Here is a 19,337-nt window from a genome sequence, read left to right as displayed (position 1 = left end):
TGAAAACGGAGCGTTGCTTATGAGGGTTTAAACCTGACTTCGCCGTCGGAGAAGGATCATACGTATGCGGAATTTGCAGCGATAAGCTGATCACGATGGCGCCGACGGTAACGATCTTTGGATTTACCGATGAAAACTCAAACCCCAGACACAAAAAAACCGGCCATCAAGGCCGGTTTTTCTGTTTGCGCATCCCCCGTCAAACCACGACGCAGGACATGAATTCGATTGGAGCGGGTGAAGGGAATCGAACCCTCGTTATCAGCTTGGGAAGCTGGAGTAATGCCATTATACGACACCCGCTCAGAGCGGCTGACTTTGTACCAGACTCGGCCACGGATTTGAAGTTTTCTTTGCGTGTGGCGAGCGGAAAAGCCTGAATCAGAGCCGGATCGGTCAATCGCGGGCAAGCGCTGCGGGCTGGAGGACGGCTTTATCTCAGACCCGCAGGCTTGCTCGCGACGACACTGTTTCAAACGGCCAATGCATGGTGATCCTGAGTAAACGGGTGACGCGTTCGGCTGATAGGCTGCTGTGCAGGTTTCAGGAAGCCGAGCAGGGCGTTCTGGCTGTCCCGGCAAGCGGACTTGTGTTCCATGTCGAGGAAGTGCCCGGTGGCCTGCAGGGTGGTGAAGGTGCTTTGCGCCACGTGGTTGCCGAACAGCCGGGCATCTTCGGCGGCGGTGTATTCGTCCCATTCGCCGTTCATGAACAGCACCGGCACGTTGATCTTTTTCGCCGCGTTCAGGTAGCACTGGCGATCACTGTTCAGCACGTTGCTGATGTGAAAGTGCATCTGCCCGTATTCGTGCTCGGCGAGGCTGCTGACGTGGCGATAGTTGAAGCGCTTGAACAGTGACGGCAGGTGCTTGCCGATGGTGTTGTTGACCAGATGGCCGACCCGGTCGCCGTCGCGTTTGCCGAGGCATTCGACGCCGCGCTCCAGGTAGTCGAGCATGTGCGCGTTGACCACCGGAGAGAACGAGCTGATCACGGCTTTTTCGATGCGCCGGGGCTGGTGCGCGAGAGCGACCATGGTCGCGGCGCCGCCCCAGGAAAACGACAGCACATGTTCGGCGGCGAAGTGGTCGATCAGCTCCAGCAGGATCAGGCCTTCGACTTCTTTCGTCAGATGTTTCTCGTGGCGATTGTGGATTTTCGACCTGCCCGCGTAGGGCTGGTCGTAGCAAACCACGTTGAATTGCGGGTGCAGATTTTTCACGGTCTGTGCAAACGACGCAGTCGTGGCCATCGAGCCGTTGACCAGAATAATGGTCTTTTCCGCGGCGTCTGCGCGATAGAACTCCGTGTAAACCCGATACTGACCCTGTATATCCAGCACAGCGATTTCTGGCCTCATGTCATAAGACTCCTGGCAAGCGGGTATGCGCGCAAATAGAGATTGCACGAGCTTTGTGACAGGTAGGCATACGCCTGGAATTTTGGAGCCCATGTCGATCCGGAACGGCAGGTCGACGGGTATTGTTATTGGCGGGCAATCTGCCGGCTGAGGCGGAGCCCTGAGGGCTCTCTACCGGCAAAAGGTTTCTTGGATGCAATGTGTGACTCATCGGTCACAATTTGGCCGACGTCCTGATTCAAGCAGGGGGATCCGGATCGCGCAAGTGCCGTTGGTAAATTGTTCGACAACTTCTGCTGAGCGGTCGGCGGCTTAGAACAAATGGATCTCTTCGGTGCGCAGGGCGCGGTATTCGCCCGGTTTTAGCGCGTTATCCAGGTGCAGCAGGCCCATGGATTCGCGGTGCAGGCGCAGCACCTTGTTGTTGAAGTGACCGAACATGCGCTTCACCTGATGGTAGCGACCCTCGACGATGCTCAGCCGTGCCGTTCGTGGGCCGAGCACTTCCAGCTGCGCCGGTTGGGTGGTCAGGTCCTCGAAGGCGAAGTAGATCCCTTCGGCAAACTTGATCGCATATTCCGGGCCGATGTCCTGTTCGGTCTCGACGTAATAGACCTTCGGCAGTTTGGTTTGCGGCTGGGTCAGGCGCCGAGACCAGCTGCCGTCATTGGTGATCAGCATCAGCCCGGTGGTGTTGAAGTCCAGACGCCCGGCGATGTGCAGGTCGTCCTTGTCCGGCTCAAGGATCAGGTCGAGCACGGTCGGATGCTCGGGATCGCGGGTGGCGCTGACGCAGCCCCGGGGTTTGTGCAGCATGAAGTAGCGCGCCGGTTTCCCCGTTTGCAGCACTTCGTCGTCGACTTCGACGCGGCTGAATTCCAGGACTTCACTGTGGGGATCGCTGACGACTTTTCCGTCAATGCGCACGCGCTTTTCCACCAGCAACAGGCGAACCTGCTTGCGATTGAAGCGGGGCAGGTTACTGAGGAAACGGTCGACACGCATGATCAGGAATCGGCAGAGAGCGGGGCGCGCATCTTACGGGATCGATGGCTTTGCCGCTTGCAGTTGCGCCTCGACCCGGGCGCAACTCGGGCACAGACAGGATTGGTTGCGCAGTTCTGCGGGCAGGGCTTCGAGCACCGCCGGGTCAATGGACACGCCGTAGCACCAGCAGGCGCGGTCGGCGGTGCGCGGGTCGGCCAGGGTGCAGTCGTTGCGTGCGCCGCAGGCCGGGCAGAGGTCAGGTTTGTTCATGGGGCTCAGGCATAGGTCGATTGATGCATTTCCACGCAGATGCGATTGCGGCCGGTCTGTTTGGCCCGGTACATCGCATGATCGGCCCGGGACAGCAGGCTGTGCAAGGTGTCATCCCGTTGCAGGGTGGTGGCTCCGATGCTGACCGTCAGATTCAGGGTGTGACCGTTGTAGGCATATTCATGCTGTTCGACGTGCTGGCGGATCTTCTCGGCAATCTTCTGACCGGTCTCACCGTCAGTGTCCTTCAGCAGAACGATAAATTCCTCACCACCCCAACGGCAGACGATGTCGGAATGCCGCAGGCAGCTTTGCAGGTCCCGGGCGAAACCGATCAAAACCTGATCGCCGGCCATGTGTCCGTAGGTGTCGTTCAACACCTTGAAGTGATCCAGATCCAGCAGCAACGCCGTCAGCGGTTTCGGCTCGCGGTGGGCTTCGTGCAGGGCTTGTACGGCAAGCAGATCGAAGCCCCGGCGGTTGGGCAGTTCGGTCAGGCTGTCGAGGGTTGCCTGGGCGTGGATCTTGTCCTGATAGCGTTTGATCAGGCGATTGACCAGTGCCAGCACGATCAACGTCACCAGCAGGCAGATCAGCAGATTGAGGTACAGCGACTGGCGAATCTCGCTCAGTGCACCGTCTTCGCGTTTATCGACGAACAGGTACCAGTTCAGCTCCGGAATAAACCGCACGTTGAGGAAATGTCCCTGGCCGTGGGCGGAATATTCGTAACTGCCGCTGTGGGGCTTGGGTAGCTGGCTGACCAGACCTTTCATGCTGTCGAGATCCGTCAGGCTTTTCCCGACCCGCGCACCTTCCGGCCCGCCTTCGGCGCCGGTCAGTACCAGTCGGCCAAATGTGTCGACGAAGTAAACGCTGCGTTGATAGCGCTGCTGGTACTTGTCGATCAGCTTGATCACCGCATCCACGGTCAGTCCCACGCCGGCGGCGCCGATGAAGCGATCGTTGTAATCGAAGACCTTGTAGTTGATGAAAAAGGTCATGTTGTCTTTGTTGGCCAGGTCCGGGTCGACGTTGATCTCGTAGGGATCTTTCATGTCGCGCACACGGAAATACCAGGCGTCGCGCGGCTCGTCGATCTTCACCTGCTTGAGCACACCCTTGGCGTGGTAGTAGGTGTGACTGCTGTTGGAGACGAAGAACGCGGTGTAGGCGCCATAGTGGGTCATGACCTCGTCGAGGTAGCGGGTCATCTGATCGCTGTCTTTCTCGCCGTTCACGACCCAGTCGCGCATGAAGGTGTCGCGGGACATCATCGAGGAAATCAGGATCGGTCTGACAAGGTCTTTCTGAATTTCCGAATAGACGGTGTCGGAAGTCAGCGGCAGTTCCGTGTTGACGATGTTGTCGCGGATCGAGGCCCGCGAGGCGTAGTAGCTGAGCAGCGAGGTGGCGAGGAAGCCTGCGCCGAGAAGGGCGACCAGCGTCAATACCAGCGAACGTTGGGAGTAAAACGCAGATCTGAGCGGCATTGGCAATTCCGTTGACGGTGGCCCGATGGCAGCATTCTAGTGGCAGTGACGGGGAAAAGGTTGCGGCATATTTGCCTGAAATGAGCAGCCTGTTGCGCCGCTGATCCGACGGGCGCTGGACGTTGGCACTCGGCAGCGGTCAGCCAGTCAAATCTGTTGTCAGCCGGTCTGTGCCGACTGCTGTCACAGGTCTTCCAGGAGGCCGTCATGAGTACTGCAAAATTGCTGCGTCGGGTGCTGCTGGGAGCGGTGCTCGGTCTGGGGCTGTCCGGCTGTTATTACTACGGTGGCGGCTACGACGTTTACTCCCCGCCTTATTACTATCCCGGCTATTACTCGCCCTATTACTACGGTGGCTATTACGGCCCGCGCTACTACGGTGGCGGCCGCTATTACTACGGCGGCTATGGCTATCGCGGCGGTTACGGACGGGGTTATCACGGCGGTGGATACCACGGTGGACACCACTAATCAGCGGCTGAATGGCAGCGTTTGCGGATGAACAAGATTTCATGAATCACTTGTTTCAAGTTGTTACTGAAACGCACCAGATTCCGAAAACGCTGTCAGATGTTTCGTCAGTCGCCGAATGAAAGACTGTCGCCTGCCAGCGTCGCTGGTGTGGCTACCCGCGGTCCAGGAGGCCGCCATGTATCGCCGAATTCTACTGCTTGCCGTGATGCTTTTTTCGATTGGCGGTTGCGTCCCTTACTCCTACGGAGACGGCTACTACACCTCAGAGGTCTACACCTCCCAATCTCCGTCGTACTACAACAGCGGTGGCACTTATTACAGCGGTGGCAGCACCTATTACTCGGCCCCGCGTTATTACCAGCCAGCACCACGCTATTACCAACCGGCGCCACGTTATTACTCGGCGCCCCGGTACTACCAACCGGCCCCGCGCTACTACGAGAGCCGCCGCTGGCACGGCGATGATCGCGGACGCTGGGATGGCCACCGTCGTGGTGGCTGGGACGATCACCGCGGTCGTGGCGACTATGACCGTCACAGCGGACGCGGCGATCACTGGCGCGGTAACCGCTGGTAACCCCCCGCAAAAAAGCGGCGCATTGAGCGCCGCTTTTTTTATGCCCGAATTTCAGTAACTGGAGAGATCCGCCAACGGATGCCTTCCCTCCCAGACCTTGTGAAAGTGCGCCTCGACCACCGCTTCCGGGACCCGCGTGATGTCCGGCCAATGCCAGTGCGGTTTGTGATCCTTGTCGATCAATCGCGCGCGAACCCCTTCGCTGAACTCCGGATGCCGGCAGCAATTGAGGCTCAGGGTGTATTCCATCTGAAAGACTTCGGCCAGTGACAAGTGGCGAGCGCGGACGATCTGTTCCCAGACCAGATGCGCGGTCAGTGGCGAACCTTCGCTCATGGTTTTCGCTGCCCGGGCAATCAACAGGTCGTTGCTGTCCCGTTGCAGGCTGATGGCTTTCCAGGCACAGGTCACGTCGCTGACATCCAGCAGATCATCGATTGCCTGACGACGCGGCAGCCATTGTGCCTCAGGCATTTGCGCCACAGCTTCCTGCTGCAACGCCTTGAGCAGGCTGTTGAGCTGCATCGCGGTCTGTTCCTGCCAGTTCAGTTGCAGCAAACCATCGATCAGTTCCTGTTGCTGCTCGTCGAGCAGGAAGCGGTCGGCCAGGTCCAGATCGAGCGCATCGCGACCATTCATGTGCGCGCCGGTCAGTCCGAGAAACAAACCGAGCTTGCCCGGCAGGCGCGACAGGAACCAACTGGCACCGACATCCGGGTACAGGCCGATGCTGATCTCCGGCATCGCCAGACGACTGCTCGGCGTGACGATCCGGATGTGCGCACCTTGCAAGAGGCCCATGCCGCCGCCGAGCACATAACCATGACCCCAGCAGATCAACGGTTTCGGGTAGGTGTGCAGGCTGTAGTCGAGACGGTATTCCGCGTTAAAAAACTGCGCGGCCAGCGGCGGCACCTCGCCGGGATGGGCGCGACAGGCTTCCACCAGGCTGCGCACCTCGCCGCCGGCACAGAAGGCCTTGGCGCCATTGCCGCGCAGCAGCACGCAGACGATTTGTGGATCCTTGGCCCAGGCGTTCAGTCTGTCGCTCAGGGCGTGAATCATCGGCAGGGACAGCGCATTGAGCGACTTTTCGGCATCCAGAGTGGCCACGCCGATGCGCGCGCCGTCGGTGCTGGTCAGTTCTTCGAAGTGCAGATTCATCGTGACCTCGATCGGGAATTTGAACGATCAGTATGATCGCTGTGTGGGAAAGTGCCGGATCTGCGTCAGATCAATTGACAAGCGTGGTCGGCTTTCCTAGGGTTCGCCCCATTGTTTTTGCCGGGTATGACCATGACTGTTGACGACCGTATCAAACTCGAACCGAGCTGGAAGGAGGCATTGCGTGCTGAGTTCGACCAGCCCTACATGGCAGAGTTGCGCACTTTTTTGCAGCAGGAGCGGGCGGCCGGCAAGGAAATCTATCCGCCGGGACCGCTGATTTTCAATGCACTGAACTCGACGCCGCTGGACAAGGTAAAAGTGGTCATTCTCGGCCAGGACCCGTACCACGGCCCGGGCCAGGCCCACGGCTTGTGCTTCTCGGTGCAACCGGGCGTGCCGGCGCCGCCGTCGCTGGTCAACATCTACAAAGAGTTGAAGCGCGACCTGAACATCGACATCCCCAACCATGGCTATCTGCAGAGCTGGGCCGATCAGGGCGTGTTGATGCTCAACACCACCATGACCGTCGAGCGCGCCAATGCCAACGCGCACAAGGACAAGGGCTGGCAGTTTTTCACTGACCGGATCATCGAAGTGGTCAGCCAGCGGCAGCCGCATCTGGTGTTCATGCTGTGGGGCTCCCATGCCCAGAGCAAGCAGAAGCTGATCGACGCCACCAAGCATCTGGTGCTGACTTCGGTGCACCCGTCGCCGCTGTCGGCCTATCGCGGCTTCCTCGGTTGCGGGCACTTCAGTCGTACCAACAAGTTCCTCGAGCAGAACGGCGAAGCGCCGATCGAGTGGCGCCTGCCGTCGGTGGTCTGAAACTCAGGGCTGGCGGTTCCAGTATTTGAACAACGGTTCCGCCAGAAACAACACGAACAACAGCCGCATCACCTGCATCGCCGTCACCAGCGGCACCGACAGTTGCAGGGTTTCCGCCGTCAGGCTCATCTCGGCGATCCCGCCGGGCATCATGCCCAGGGTCAGCGAACGCAGATCCAGATGGGTCATTGCACTCAGTCCCAACGCCGCCAGTGTCGCTATCAACATGGTCAGCGCCGTACCGATCAACGTGCGCCCCATGAACGACGGCGCGCGGCGGAAGAACTGCCGGTTGAAGTGGCAGCCCAGTCCGCTGCCGATCAGCCACTGACCAATCTGGCTCCCGCCGTTGGGCAGACCGATATGCAGATCCCAGCCGATGCTCACCGCCGCGCTGACCAGCAACGGCCCGAACAGCCACGGATTGGGCTGGCGCAGGCGTTGCCAGAGCCACGCGAGCAAGCCGCCCGCCGGAAACAGAATCGCCAGCCAGCGCCAGTCGACGCTGCCGGCGTGAGAAATCGGGGCTCCATCGCCCAGCAGATATTTGAACGCCGCCGGCACACACAGCACCACCACCAGCACCCGCAGACTCTGCCCGGCCGCGACATGGCTGAGCATCGCGCCGTTGCGTGCGCCGAGGTTGACCATCTCGCCGGAACCGCCGGGCATGCTGGAGAAAAACGCCGTGGCGCGATCCTCGCCGGTGCGGCGCATCAGCCACACGCCGACCACCGCCGACAGGCTGGTGACCAGCGCCCCGAAGAAGATCAGGCCGAAGTGGCTCAGCACCTGTTCCATTACCAGCGGGGTGAAGTGCAGGCCGATGCCGATCCCGACGATCCACTGGCCGCACTTGCGGCCGCCAGGGATTTCGGTGAGTTGCCACGGGGTCAGGCAGCGCACCAGGATGATCGCCAGCAACGAGCCGACCATCCACGGCAGCGGCCAGCCGATCTGGCTGGCGATGAAACCGCCAAGCAGACCGACCAGCGGGGTTCCCCACCACTGTTTCAACGAGGAGCGATCAAACATCGGCAATCGCGTTCCGGGCAGCGGAGCGACGGCGCCAGATGCGCAGCAGCGGGAACGCCAGCATCAGTGCGGTCAGCACCCAGACACCGAAGGTGATCGGGCTCGACCAGAGGATTTCCAGCGCACCGTTGGAGATCGACAGCGCACGACGCAGGTTCTGCTCCATCAGGCCACCGAGGATGAACCCCAGCAGGACTGGCGACAGCGGGAAATCCAGCTTGCGCAGGATGTAGCCGAAGATGCCGATGCCGACCATCAGGAACAGGTCGAACGTGGTTGCATGCACCGCGTACACGCCGATCCCGGTAATGATCGCGATCACCGGCACCAGCGCCCAGTTCGGCACGGCGAGGATGCGGGTGAAGATGCGGATCATCGGGATGTTCAGGATCACCAGCATGATGTTGGCGATGAACAGCGAGGCGATCAGGCCCCAGACGATGTCCGGTTGTTGCTGGAACAGCAGCGGGCCCGGGGTGATGTTGTACAGCGACAGCGCGCCGATCATCACCGCCGTGGTGCCCGAACCCGGAACGCCGAGGGTCAGCATCGGCACCAGCGCGCCGCAGGCGGATGCGCCGATGGCGGTTTCCGGGGCGGCGAGACCGCGCTTGTCACCTTCACCGAATTTGCCGTCGGTACCGGCGATGCGTTTCTCGGTCATGTAGGCCACGGCGCTGGCCAGGGTCGCGCCGGCGCCGGGCAATACGCCCATGATGAAACCGAGCAGGCCGCAACGGATGTTCACCACGAACACCGACGCCGCTTCCTTGAAGTTGAACATCATCCGCCCGGTGGCTTTCACCGCTTCCTGGCCGCGATGGGTTTTCTCCAGCAGCAGAAGGATTTCGCTGATCGAGAACAGGCCCAGCACCAGCACCACGAACTGAATGCCGTCGGTCAGGTGAATGTTGTCGCCGGTAAAACGGTACACGCCGCTGTTGGCGTCGATGCCGACGCTGGACAAGAACAGACCGATCAACGCCGCAATGAACGTCTTCAGCGGTCGGTCGCCGGCCATGCCGCCGAGGCAGACAATCGCGAACACCATCAGTACGAAATATTCCGCGGGCCCGAAGGCAATCGCCCATTTCGCCAGCAGCGGGGCGAACAGCACCATGCCGCAAGTGGCGATGAACGCACCGATGAACGAGCTCCACGCCGACAGCGACAGCGCGACCCCGGCCAGACCCTGGCGGGCCATCGGGTAACCATCGAGGGTGGTCATCACGGTGGAGGCTTCGCCGGGAATGTTCAGCAGGATCGAACTGATCCGGCCGCCGTATTCGCAGCCCAGGTACACCGCCGCCAGCAGGATCAGCGCCGACTCCGGCGGCAGGCCAAGGGCGAAGGCGATCGGAATCAACAGTGCCACACCATTGATCGGGCCCAGGCCCGGCAACAGGCCGACCACGGTGCCGATCAGCGTACCGGTCAGCGCGGTGACCAGGTTGTACGGGCTCAGCGCGACGCCGAAGCCCTGTCCCAAATATCCGAGCGTATCCATATCAGTTCTCCAGAACGTCGAGCAGGCCGAGGGGCAGCGGTACGTCCATCAGACGGTCGAACAGCAGGTACAGACCGATGGCCATCAGCGTGGTCACCACGATGCTGGGCAACCAGCGGCCGCCATACAGGCGCGCCATTGGGATGCCGATCAGAATGCTGCTGAGGATGAAGCCCAGCGGTTCGAACAAGCCGGCGAACACCAGCAGCAGGGCGACGCAGATCGAGATCTTGGTCAGGGTTTCACGATCCAGCGGCGGCTCGTCTTCGCTGTGTTTGATCGGTGCCGGGCGAAACACCATGTACAGCAGCGCCAGGCTCATCAGGCCAAGCATCAGCAGGGGAAACGCCCGCGGGCCAACCGGCTCGTAGGAAAACGCAGCCTGATAGGGCCACGCCATCAGTGCCAGGCCGGCACAGGCCAGCAGCAACACCGAGGCAAAAATGCGTTGAATCAGCATGAGGAACTCCTGGGCCACGACCTCGATGCGCGAGGCCATGGCCGCTAGACAGAGACGATCACTGGATCAGGCCGAACTCTTTGGCCAGCACTTTGTAATCCGCGACTTGCTTCTTCACGTAGGTGTCCAGCTCCGGTCCGGTCATGGCGAACGGGAACAGTTCACGCTGATCACGCAGCTTGGCGAACTCGTCGGAAGCCAGCAGTTTGTCGAAGGCGCCTTTCCACCAGGCGTAGTCTTCATCGCTGACTTTCGGCCCGAGGTAAAAACCGCGAACCACCGGCCAGACGATGTCGTAGCCTTGCTCGCGAGCGGTCGGGATGCCTTTCATTTCCGGCTCGTCGAGGCGGTTTTCGGCGAACACGGCCAGCAGGCGCATGTCACCGCTCTGGATGTGCGGCATGGAGTCGGAGATGTCGGTGCTGCCGACCTGGATGTGGCCGCCGAGCAGGGCGGTGGCGATCTCGCCGCCACCTTCGAGGGCAACGTAACGCAGGTCGCGCGGGTTGATCCCGGCGGCTTTGGCGATCAGTGCGGTCTGCATCCAGTCCTGACTGCCGACGGTGCCGCCGGAACCGATGACCACGGCACTCGGATCTTTCTTCAGTGCCTGAACGAGATCATCAAGGGTCTTGTAGGGCGAATCGCTTTTCACCGCGATGGCACCGTAGCTGGTGCCAACGGCCGCCAGCCAGCGCACATTGGTTTCATCGAAACGGCCGAACTTGCCCTGTGCCAGGTTCAACAGCGAACCGCTGGACCAGGCCACCAGCGTGCCCGCGTCCGCCGGGCGCTGCGCCACGACGGCGTTGTACGCCACCGCGCCGACGCCGCCGGGCATGTACGTCACGCGCATCGGTTTGGTCAGCAGCTTTTCGTTGACCAGCGCGCTTTGCGCCAGTTTGCAGGTCAGGTCGAAACCGCCGCCGGGGGAGGCCGGGGCGATGCATTCCGGACGTTTCGGTTCAGCCATCAGTTGACCGGCGAACAGCATGACGCCAGCGGCCAGAGCGACTTTACGCAGTGATAAGTTCATCTATGTCTCCTTGGGAGTTGTTGTTATGGACGTACTGAATTACCAAAGGGCAACGCTATAGCTCACCAGCAGACGCACTTCATCGGCATCGCGAGCGGAGTAGTTGGAACGGTAAGTGGCATTACGCAAACGCATGGCAACGTCCTTCAGGGCGCCGCTTTGTACTACATATTTGATCTCGGTGTTGCGCTCCCACTCTTTGCCCTCATCGCCGTTTTTGAGCTTGATGTTGTCACCGCTCAGGTAGCGGCTCATGAAGCTCAGGCCGGGGATGCCGAGTCTGGCGAAGTCGAAGTCGTAACGGGCCTGCCAGGAGCGTTCTTCGGCGCCGGCGAAGTCGTTGATCTGCACGAAGTTGACCAGGTACGGGTCGCTGCCATCGACATACGGGAACGCGCTGTCGCCGGACATGTGCTGATAACCGGCAGTGAACTTGTGGCCGCTCAGGGCGTAACTGACCAGACCATTGAGGGAGCGGTTGTCGATCTTGCCGCCACGGGCTGCGCCCTGATCGTCACTGACGGCGAAACGCAGGTCGGTGGCGAAGGTGCCCGGGCCCATCGGCCGCGAGGCGACCAGTCCGAAGAAGTGCTGGTTGTAGACGTCGTCGAGCTGGGCGAAGTGGTAACTGCCGGTGATCTTGTCGGTGAACTTGTAGTCCACGCCGGCAAAGTCGAAGTGCTTGCCGGCGACGGTGCCGGCGAAACGGCCGTTCTTGTTGTTGAGGGCAATGTCCTCGAAATCGGTGCTGTCGCGGTCCTTGGCTTTCTCCAGGCGTCCACCGGTGAAGGTCAGGTTCTTGATCTCTTTGGAGGTCAGCAAACCGCCTTCGAAAGTCTGCGGCAGGATGCGTCCGTCGTTCGGCTTGAGGATCGGCAGTTCCGGAATCAGGCTGCCGATTTTCAGTTCGGTGGCGGAGATCTTCACTTTGCCGGTCAGGCCGACCTTGGAGTATTCGTTTGCCGCGCGCCCGTCATCGTGGGTCGGCAGCAGGCCGGTGCCGGTGCGGTCCGGGCTCGAATCGAGTTTGACCCCCAACATCCCCAACGCATCGACACCGAACCCCACAGTGCCGTCGGTGTAGCCCGATTGCAGATTGAGCATGAACCCCTGGGCCCACTCGTCGCGCTTGGACTGCTGGGCACTGGTGCCGTCGCGGAAGTCGCGGTTGAAATACATGTTGCGGGTTTCGAAGGTGGCGGAACTGTCTTCGATGAAATCGGCGTAGCTCATCGGTGCAAAACCGGCGAGGGCGACGGCACTGGCAAGGGCGGTGTGGCTGAAACGGGAAGGACGGACAGGCGTAGGAGCCTTGGTCTGCAAGGACGGCATGCGGGGTGTACTCCGTTTATTGTTCTTATTGGTCGAAAACGCTTCGAGGCGTTTTTCGTATCGCTGTGTGGCAGCAGCGACGGAAGCCGAAACATTCCGTAACCCGACTCTATCGGCCAAACCTTTCGCTAACCTTTCAGCGGGGTTTAACGCGTTTTCGGGCTTCACAGCGGCGGTTGCGGCTGTAAACTCCGCGGCAAAGAATGGCGCCGGCCATCCCTGAATGAGGTAGAGATCCATGCGTGTTCTGCTCGTCGAAGACCACCTGCAACTGGCCGAAAGCGTCGCCCAGGCGCTCAAAAGCACCGGTCTGACCGTGGACGTGCTGCACGATGGCGTGGCCGCCGACCTGGCGCTGGGCAGCGAGGAATACGCGATGGCAATCCTCGATGTCGGCCTGCCGCGCATGGACGGATTCGAAGTGCTGGCGCGTCTGCGGGCCCGGGGCAAGAACCTGCCGGTGCTGATGCTAACCGCACGCAGCGACGTCAAGGATCGGGTCCACGGGCTCAACCTCGGCGCCGACGATTATCTGGCCAAACCGTTCGAACTGACCGAGCTTGAGGCGCGGGTCAAAGCCCTGCTGCGTCGCAGTGTGCTTGGCGGCGAACGCATCCAGCGCTGTGGCGTTTTGGCCTATGACCTGGAGACCCGGCGCTTCACACTCGGTGAAGAACTGCTGACACTGACGTCCCGCGAACAAGCGGTGCTCGAAGCGCTGATCGCCCGCCCTGGTCGGGTGATGAGCAAGGAGCAACTGGCTTCCCAGGTCTTCGGGCTCGACGAAGAAGCCAGTCCCGACGCCATCGAAATCTACGTGCATCGCCTGCGCAAGAAACTCGATGGCCATGCGGTGGCCATCGTGACCTTCCGTGGCCTGGGTTATCTGCTGGAAAGCCGCGATGCATAAGCCCAGCAGTCTGCGCTGGCGGTTGCTGTGGAACCTTGCACTGCTGCTGGTGGTGTTGATGCTGGCCAGCGGCCTGAGCGCTTACTGGAACGGTCGCGAAGCCGCCGACACCGCTTATGACCGCACACTTCTGGCGTCGGCCCGGACCATCGCCGCCGGCCTTTCGCAGCGTGACGGCAGCCTCAGTGCCGACGTGCCTTACGTGGCCCTCGACACCTTCGCCTACGACAGTGCGGGACGCATCTATTACCAGGTCAACGACATCCATCAGAAACTGATTTCCGGCTACGAAAACCTGCCGGGCCCGCCGCCGGGGACGCCGCGAACCGACAGCTATCCGGCACTCGCGCGCTTTTACAACGCCACGTATCAGGGGCAGAACGTGCGCGTCGTCAGTCTGTTGAAAGCGGTGACCGAGCCGAACATGAACGGTATGGCGGAAATCCGCGTCGCCGAAACCGACGAAGCACGCGTCAGCATGGCCCGCAGTCTGGCGGCCGACACTTTGCTGCGATTGGGCATGTTGGCAATCGGAGCATTGTTGCTGGTGTGGTTTGCCGTCAGCGCGGCATTGCGTCCGATCGAGCGTTTGCGCACCGCGGTCGAAGAGCGTCAGCCCGACGATCTACGGCCCTTGCCGTTGGTGGAAGTGCAGCACGAATTGTGGCCGCTGGTGCGGGCGCTCAATCACTTTACCGAGCGTCTGCGCGGACAGTTCGAGCGGCAGGCGCAATTCATCGCCGATGCGGCCCACGAACTGCGCACGCCGCTGGCGGCGCTCAAGGCGCGTCTTGAGTTGGGCCTGCGCTCAAGCGAGCCGCAGACCTGGCGCGACACGCTGGAATCATCGGCGCAAAGTACTGATCGCCTGACCCATCTGGCCAACCAGTTGCTGTCGTTGGCCCGGGTGGAAAACGGCGCCCGGGCGATTGCCGAGGGCGGTGCGCAGTTACTGGATCTGAGCCAGTTGGCCCGGGAGCTGGGCATGGCCATGGCGCCGCTGGCTCATGCGCGCGGCGTGGCGTTGGCACTGGAAGCGGACGAACCGGTCTGGCTGCGCGGCGAGCCGACCTTGCTCAACGAACTGCTGAGCAATCTGGTGGACAACGCGCTGGCGCACACGCCGTCGGGGGGCAACGTGATTCTGCGAGTGAAGTCGCCGGCGGTGCTGGAGGTTGAAGACGACGGCCCGGGCATTCCCCTGGATGAGCGTGACCGGGTGTTCGAGCGTTTTTACCGACGCAATCAGCAGGTCGCCGGTTCCGGCCTGGGTCTGGCGATCGTCGGGGAAATCTGCCGCGCGCATCTGGCGCAGATCACGCTGCATGACGGCGAGCAGGTGGGGTTGAAGGTGCGGGTGAGTTTTATCGCGGGTTGAGACTCAGTAGAACATCGACCGCGATTCTTCCAGATCCGCGCACAACGCTTTGTTGTCGATGTCGATCCCGAGCTTGCGAAAGGCCGGAACGCTGAGCGGGTCGATCCGGGCGAGGGGATGATCGCTGTCCTTGTGGCAATACAGGCTGGCCACTTGCACCAGATCCACGTAGTCGACCTGCTGCGATTCGCGTTTCAGATCCTGATACAACCCCGGCAACTCAACCAGTCGTTCCGGGAATTCCCAGACCCGCAGCAACTTGTCGCCGATCAGCGGATGAATGTGGTCGATCACATGATTGAGGCTGACGGGGTCGGACAGCAGTTCGTAATGGTCTTCGGCATAGGTCAGGATCGGCAGCACGCCAATCTGGTGCACCAGTCCGCCCAGCGCAGCCTGATCGGGCTTGAGTTGGGTATAGCGACGGCACAGGGCGTAGCTGACCCCGGCGATTTCCAGACTCTTGCGCCAGACTTCGCGCATTTTCTGTTCGACCACTTCGGAGCGGGCGTGGAAGATCTGTTCCATCACCAGACCGATCGCCAGGTTACTGCTGTAGTTGACGCCCAGCCGGGTGATCGCGGTGTGCAGGTCGGTGACTTCCTGGGTGGCGCGCAGCAGCGGGCTGTTGACCACTTTGATCAGGCGCGCCGACAGCGCCGTGTCACGGCCGATCACTTTGCTCAAGTCGCTGACGCTGATATCCGGGTCTTCGGCGGCCTTGCGAATCTGCAGGGCCACTTCCGGTAACGTTGGCAGAACCAGGTCATCGTTATCGATGGCCTCAACCAAATCCTGTTGGACCTTATCCGCCAGATCACTCATGTCATTTCTCTAGGGTGTTGCAACAAATGCTGCGATCAACGCTGGATTTCGCGGTCGCGATCCAGTTCGTAAGGCAGGTCGAGCAAGTGCAGCGCCGGACCTTCGGCCGTGCCCAGATGCAAATCGCCTGCGTCGGCAGCTTCGGCCTGCAACACCGCCAGCAGTTCAATATTTTTCTCGGCGCGGGCGGCCAACACCACTTCGCCGATGGAACTGCCGTGGCTCGGGGCGAACAGCGGGGTGCCAGGCTCCGGCAATTCGCTGGCGTCCAGTTGCACGCGGTACAGGCGACGCTTGAGCTTGCCCAGGTACTGCATGCGCGCAACGATTTCCTGGCCGGTGTAGCAGCCTTTCTTGAAGCTCACGCCGCCGACGGCCTGCAGATTGAGCATCTGCGGGATGAATAGTTCGCGGGTGCTCGGCATGACCTGGCCGATACCGGCACGGATCTGGCCCAGCAGCCATTGATTGAGTTCGGCTTCGGTAAGTTGTGCAGACAGCTTGCCTTTGATGGCGTCGGTCTGATCGGCTGGCACCCAGAGTTCGGCACGGCCGGGGGAGACGCGAATCGCGATCAGCCCTTCGTGGCGAACCACGCTGTCGGTGTCCGCCGGCAGTTCCAGACCCAGGCTGCTCAGGGCTGCGTCCCCATGCTCCAGACCGAAGCGCACCCATGAGGCACTTTCGTCGGTCAGTTTCGATTTGGAAAACACCGCGTACTTTTTCAGATCCGCCAGTTGTGGCTCCAGCAGTTCGCCGGCCATCGCCAGCAGCACGCCGTCACCCTCGAGCACAATGCGGAAACTCGACTGCATCCGGCCTTTCTGCGTGCAACGGGCGCCGAGGCTGGCCCGGTCGTCACTCAGGTAATTGATATTGCAGGTCAACTGGCCTTGCAGGAATTTGCCGGCATCCGCGCCGCGAACCGCGAGAACGCCTTCATGAGACAGGGTGCAGAAAAAAGCAGAATCGGCCATGGGTCATCGCAGGGTAAATAGACTGGGGCACATCATAAGGGGGTGGTGTTGAAATGGGTAGTTCATAAAGGATCGGTGGTGCCCGACCAAAGCCGACTGTTCGACCCGTCTCGGGCCTGTATACTTGCGGCCTATTTGAGGAGCGCTCCATGGTCGAACAAGTTGAACTGAATCGCCTCTTTTGGCACAGCCGTCGCGGCATGCTTGAGCTTGACGTGTTGCTGGTGCCGTTCGTGAAAGAGGTCTACTCGAATCTGAACGAGGTGGATCGCGCGCTGTATGTCCGCCTGCTGGAATGCGAGGATCAGGATATGTTCGGCTGGTTCATGGAACGCAGCGAATCGGAAGATCCCGAGCTGCAACGCATGGTTCGCATGATTCTGGATCGTGTCCAGCCCAAGTAACACGTTCGAATGCCGCTGGCAGGCCTCACGGCAATTGCTGGCGGCGTATCTCCTGGCCCAGGCGTTCGCCCTGTGCGCCTTGTTTCTGCTTGTCATGCCTTTCTGGGTCAGCCTGCTCGGTGCGATCGGCTGCCTGTGCCATGCGGCGTGGGTGTTGCCCCGGCAGATTCTGCTGAGTCATCCCAAGGCATTCTGCGGATTGCGTCGTGACGCCGATGGCTGGCAATTGTGGAATCAGGCCGATGGATGGCAGCCGGTGCAGTTGCGCCCGGACAGCCTGGCGCTGCCATTGATCGTGGTGCTGCGCTTTCGGTTGCGCGGCGAGCGTCGGGTCAGGTCGATCTGCGTGCCCCGGGATGCGCAGGCGGCGGATCTGCACCGACGCCTGCGGGTACGCCTCAAGTTCAGCCGGCGTAGGTGGGCGGTACCAGAATAGTGTCGAGCGCCTCGGGCAGCAGATCCGGGTAGTCGAGGGTGTAATGCAAGCCTCGGCTCTCCTTGCGCTCCATGGCTGAGCGAATCATCAGTTCCGCTACTTGTGCCAGGTTACGCAACTCGATCAGGTCGCGACTGACTTTATAGTTGCTGTAGAACTCGTCGATTTCGTCCAGCAGCAGTCGCACGCGATGTTGTGCCCGTTGCAGGCGCTTGTTGGTGCGCACGATGCCGACGTAGTCCCACATGAAGCGCCGCAGCTCGTCCCAGTTGTGCGCGATGATCACGTCTTCATCGGAGTCGGTCACCTGGCTCGCATCCCAGGCGGGCAGGGCGCGGGGAATGGCGATGTCGGACAGCTGTTCGAGAATATCCGCGGCTGCCGAACGGGCATAAACGAAACATTCCAGCAGCGAGTTGCTGGCCATGCGGTTGGCGCCGTGCAGGCCGGTGAAGCTGGTTTCGCCGATGGCGTACAGCCCGGGCACGTCGGTGCGGCCCTGTTGGTCGACCATCACGCCGCCGCAGGTGTAGTGGGCTGCCGGGACGACCGGGATTGGCTGTTTGGTGATGTCGATGCCGAATCCGAGGCAGCGCTCGTAGACGGTCGGAAAGTGCGATTTGATGAAGGCTTCGGGCTTGTGGCTGATGTCGAGATAGACGCAATCGACACCCAGGCGCTTCATCTCATGGTCGATGGCCCGGGCGACGATGTCCCGTGGTGCCAGTTCGGCGCGCGGATCGAAACGCTGCATGAAGCGTTCGCCGTTGGGCAGCTTCAAATGCGCGCCTTCGCCACGCAAGGCTTCGGTGATCAAGAAACTCTTGGCCTGCGGGTGATACAGGCAGGTGGGGTGGAACTGATTGAATTCCAGGTTCGCTACCCGGCAACCCGAACGCCAGGCCATGGCGATGCCGTCACCGCAGGCGCCATCGGGGTTGCTGGTATAGAGGTAGACCTTGGCGGCGCCGCCGGACGCCAGAATCACGAATCGGGCGCCGTAGGTGTCGACTTCGCCGGTCTTGCGATTGAGCACGTAGGCGCCGAGGCAGCGGTCGCCGTCCAGGCCCAGGCGGCGTTCGGTGATCAGATCGACGGCGACTCGCTGTTCCAGCAACTCGATGTTCGGGCGCTGTTTTGCCTGGGCCAGCAACGTTGTGAAGATTGCGGCGCCGGTGGCGTCGGCGGCGTGGATGATGCGGCGGTGGCTGTGGCCGCCTTCGCGGGTGAGGTGAAACTCGAATCCGCCGTCTTCAGTCCCGGACTGTTCATCACGGGTGAAGGGTACGCCCTGATCGATCAGCCACTGGATCGCCTCTTTGCTGTGCTCGACGGTAAAACGTACCGCATCTTCATGGCACAAACCGCCACCGGCATTGAGGGTGTCATCGACGTGGGATTCGACAGTGTCGGTGTCGTCCAGCACGGCCGCGACGCCACCCTGGGCCCAATAGGTCGAACCGTTGGCGAGATCGCCCTTGCTCAGTACGGCGATGCGCAAGTGACCGGGCAGGGTCAGCGCGAGACTCAAACCGGCAGCGCCGCTGCCAATCACCAGAACATCGTGTTGAAACTGTTGGCTCATTTCAGGATTCCGCTCAATGCGACCCGGGTCGGGGTTGGCGCAAGACAGGCGGATGGGCGAGTCGAGACAGCCACACAGCCCACTAGTATATAGAGGGGTGGGGCGGCACAATAGCCGGGTGGATATGGCATTGTGAAACTACTGTGACGCTGAAATGCCGACACTTTGTCGGAAGTTTTTTCCGCCGGTTTTGGGAAAAAGCGACTGTATCGCAGATGAAACATGCTTTTTCCGCTCACGGTTGCCCAATGTCGGCGTGGCCCGTCTATAAATATTTGGAACTTTTGCCAGAGGCCCAA

Annotated in this window: 20 protein-coding genes and 1 tRNA gene; 7 read left to right on the top strand and 14 right to left on the bottom strand. The window is 61.0% G+C overall.

Translation table 11 applies throughout. The features are described 5' to 3' along the window. Nucleotides 1-229: 229 nt before the first annotated feature. From DXT77_RS19030 to DXT77_RS19010, 5 genes are all read right to left on the bottom strand, one after another. Nucleotides 230-303 (bottom strand) — tRNA-Gly (locus tag DXT77_RS19030). A gap of 169 nt (nt 304-472) precedes the next feature. After that, on the bottom strand, nt 473-1,360 hold the full coding sequence (locus tag DXT77_RS19025) for an alpha/beta fold hydrolase (protein WP_085710215.1): 888 nt from the start codon (nt 1,358-1,360) through the stop codon (nt 473-475). 312 nt (nt 1,361-1,672) lie between these two features. Beyond that, the gene (locus DXT77_RS19020; RefSeq protein WP_119428764.1) at nt 1,673-2,365 is read right to left on the bottom strand and encodes a pseudouridine synthase; all 693 of its coding nucleotides are present in this window, start codon (nt 2,363-2,365) and stop codon (nt 1,673-1,675) included. A 33-nt stretch (nt 2,366-2,398) separates the two neighbouring features. Then, nucleotides 2,399-2,617, bottom strand: coding sequence for a cysteine-rich CWC family protein (locus DXT77_RS19015; protein WP_119428763.1), 219 nt, complete (start codon nt 2,615-2,617; stop codon nt 2,399-2,401). A gap of 5 nt (nt 2,618-2,622) precedes the next feature. After that, nucleotides 2,623-4,110 carry a sensor domain-containing diguanylate cyclase gene (locus DXT77_RS19010; RefSeq protein WP_119428762.1) on the bottom strand — a complete coding sequence of 496 codons (1,488 nt, stop codon included), beginning with the start codon at nt 4,108-4,110 and terminating at the stop codon, nt 2,623-2,625. Nucleotides 4,111-4,317: 207 nt separating this feature from the next. On the opposite strand from DXT77_RS19010, the gene DXT77_RS19005 reads away from it, so the two are divergent. Further along, nucleotides 4,318-4,581 (top strand): hypothetical protein, encoded by a 264-nt coding sequence (locus tag DXT77_RS19005; protein WP_119428761.1) that lies wholly within the window; start codon nt 4,318-4,320, stop codon nt 4,579-4,581. Nucleotides 4,582-4,759: 178 nt separating this feature from the next. Further along, the gene (locus tag DXT77_RS19000) at nt 4,760-5,161 is read left to right on the top strand and encodes a hypothetical protein (RefSeq protein ID WP_096819427.1); all 402 of its coding nucleotides are present in this window, start codon (nt 4,760-4,762) and stop codon (nt 5,159-5,161) included. 51 nt (nt 5,162-5,212) lie between these two features. Here DXT77_RS19000 and DXT77_RS18995 read toward each other — a convergent pair whose 3' ends face one another. Beyond that, complete coding sequence (locus tag DXT77_RS18995) at nt 5,213-6,325, bottom strand: enoyl-CoA hydratase/isomerase family protein (protein ID WP_119428760.1); 1,113 nt, start codon at nt 6,323-6,325, stop codon at nt 5,213-5,215. A gap of 132 nt (nt 6,326-6,457) precedes the next feature. On the opposite strand from DXT77_RS18995, the gene ung reads away from it, so the two are divergent. Then, the gene (gene ung, locus DXT77_RS18990; RefSeq protein WP_119428787.1) at nt 6,458-7,153 is read left to right on the top strand and encodes a uracil-DNA glycosylase; all 696 of its coding nucleotides are present in this window, start codon (nt 6,458-6,460) and stop codon (nt 7,151-7,153) included. 3 nt (nt 7,154-7,156) lie between these two features. Here ung and DXT77_RS18985 read toward each other — a convergent pair whose 3' ends face one another. From DXT77_RS18985 to DXT77_RS18965, 5 genes are read right to left on the bottom strand one after another with little or no spacing between them, the layout of a single operon-like run. After that, nucleotides 7,157-8,188, bottom strand: coding sequence for an AbrB family transcriptional regulator (locus DXT77_RS18985; protein WP_119428759.1), 1,032 nt, complete (start codon nt 8,186-8,188; stop codon nt 7,157-7,159). After that, on the bottom strand, nt 8,181-9,695 hold the full coding sequence (locus DXT77_RS18980) for a tripartite tricarboxylate transporter permease (protein ID WP_119428758.1): 1,515 nt from the start codon (nt 9,693-9,695) through the stop codon (nt 8,181-8,183). Before DXT77_RS18980 ends, DXT77_RS18985 begins: the two co-directional genes overlap by 8 nt. Before the next feature lies 1 nt (nt 9,696). Continuing rightward, nucleotides 9,697-10,155 (bottom strand): tripartite tricarboxylate transporter TctB family protein, encoded by a 459-nt coding sequence (locus DXT77_RS18975; RefSeq protein ID WP_119428786.1) that lies wholly within the window; start codon nt 10,153-10,155, stop codon nt 9,697-9,699. Nucleotides 10,156-10,213: 58 nt separating this feature from the next. Next, nucleotides 10,214-11,191 (bottom strand): tripartite tricarboxylate transporter substrate binding protein, encoded by a 978-nt coding sequence (locus DXT77_RS18970; protein WP_119428757.1) that lies wholly within the window; start codon nt 11,189-11,191, stop codon nt 10,214-10,216. Between the two features lie 39 nt (nt 11,192-11,230). Continuing rightward, on the bottom strand, nt 11,231-12,523 hold the full coding sequence (locus tag DXT77_RS18965; RefSeq protein ID WP_119428756.1) for an OprD family porin: 1,293 nt from the start codon (nt 12,521-12,523) through the stop codon (nt 11,231-11,233). 238 nt (nt 12,524-12,761) lie between these two features. Here DXT77_RS18965 and DXT77_RS18960 point away from each other — a divergent pair, with 238 nt between their 5' ends. Then, entirely contained in the window at nt 12,762-13,433 is a 672-nt protein-coding gene (locus DXT77_RS18960) for a response regulator (RefSeq protein WP_085710230.1), read from the top strand. Next, nucleotides 13,426-14,811, top strand: coding sequence for a sensor histidine kinase (locus DXT77_RS18955; RefSeq protein WP_119428755.1), 1,386 nt, complete (start codon nt 13,426-13,428; stop codon nt 14,809-14,811). Before DXT77_RS18960 ends, DXT77_RS18955 begins: the two co-directional genes overlap by 8 nt. A 3-nt stretch (nt 14,812-14,814) precedes the next feature. On the opposite strand, the gene DXT77_RS18950 is transcribed toward DXT77_RS18955, so the two are convergent. Continuing rightward, nucleotides 14,815-15,636: an HDOD domain-containing protein gene (locus tag DXT77_RS18950; protein ID WP_119428754.1), complete on the bottom strand. Its 822-nt coding sequence runs from the start codon at nt 15,634-15,636 to the stop codon at nt 14,815-14,817. A 35-nt stretch (nt 15,637-15,671) separates the two neighbouring features. After that, nucleotides 15,672-16,613, bottom strand: coding sequence for a folate-binding protein YgfZ (locus DXT77_RS18945; protein WP_119428753.1), 942 nt, complete (start codon nt 16,611-16,613; stop codon nt 15,672-15,674). A 149-nt stretch (nt 16,614-16,762) separates the two neighbouring features. On the opposite strand from DXT77_RS18945, the gene DXT77_RS18940 reads away from it, so the two are divergent. After that, a complete protein-coding gene (locus tag DXT77_RS18940; RefSeq protein WP_065257636.1) occupies nt 16,763-17,017 on the top strand; it encodes a succinate dehydrogenase assembly factor 2 in 255 nt (84 codons plus the stop codon). Continuing rightward, nucleotides 17,001-17,453: a protein YgfX gene (locus tag DXT77_RS18935; RefSeq protein ID WP_119428752.1), complete on the top strand. Its 453-nt coding sequence runs from the start codon at nt 17,001-17,003 to the stop codon at nt 17,451-17,453. The genes DXT77_RS18940 and DXT77_RS18935 overlap by 17 nt, the downstream gene beginning before the upstream one ends. On the opposite strand, the gene nadB is transcribed toward DXT77_RS18935, so the two are convergent. Beyond that, on the bottom strand, nt 17,422-19,038 hold the full coding sequence (gene nadB, locus DXT77_RS18930; RefSeq protein WP_119428751.1) for an L-aspartate oxidase: 1,617 nt from the start codon (nt 19,036-19,038) through the stop codon (nt 17,422-17,424). The two genes, DXT77_RS18935 and nadB, sit on opposite strands and share 32 nt — an antisense overlap. Between the last annotated feature and the right edge of the window lie 299 nt (nt 19,039-19,337).

Source organism: Pseudomonas sp. 91RF (genome assembly GCF_003576265.1).
Lineage (GTDB): Bacteria > Pseudomonadota > Gammaproteobacteria > Pseudomonadales > Pseudomonadaceae > Aquipseudomonas > Aquipseudomonas kribbensis.
The sequence above is the reverse complement of the archived record's forward strand: the minus strand, read 5'-3'. Positions and strand labels throughout refer to the sequence as shown.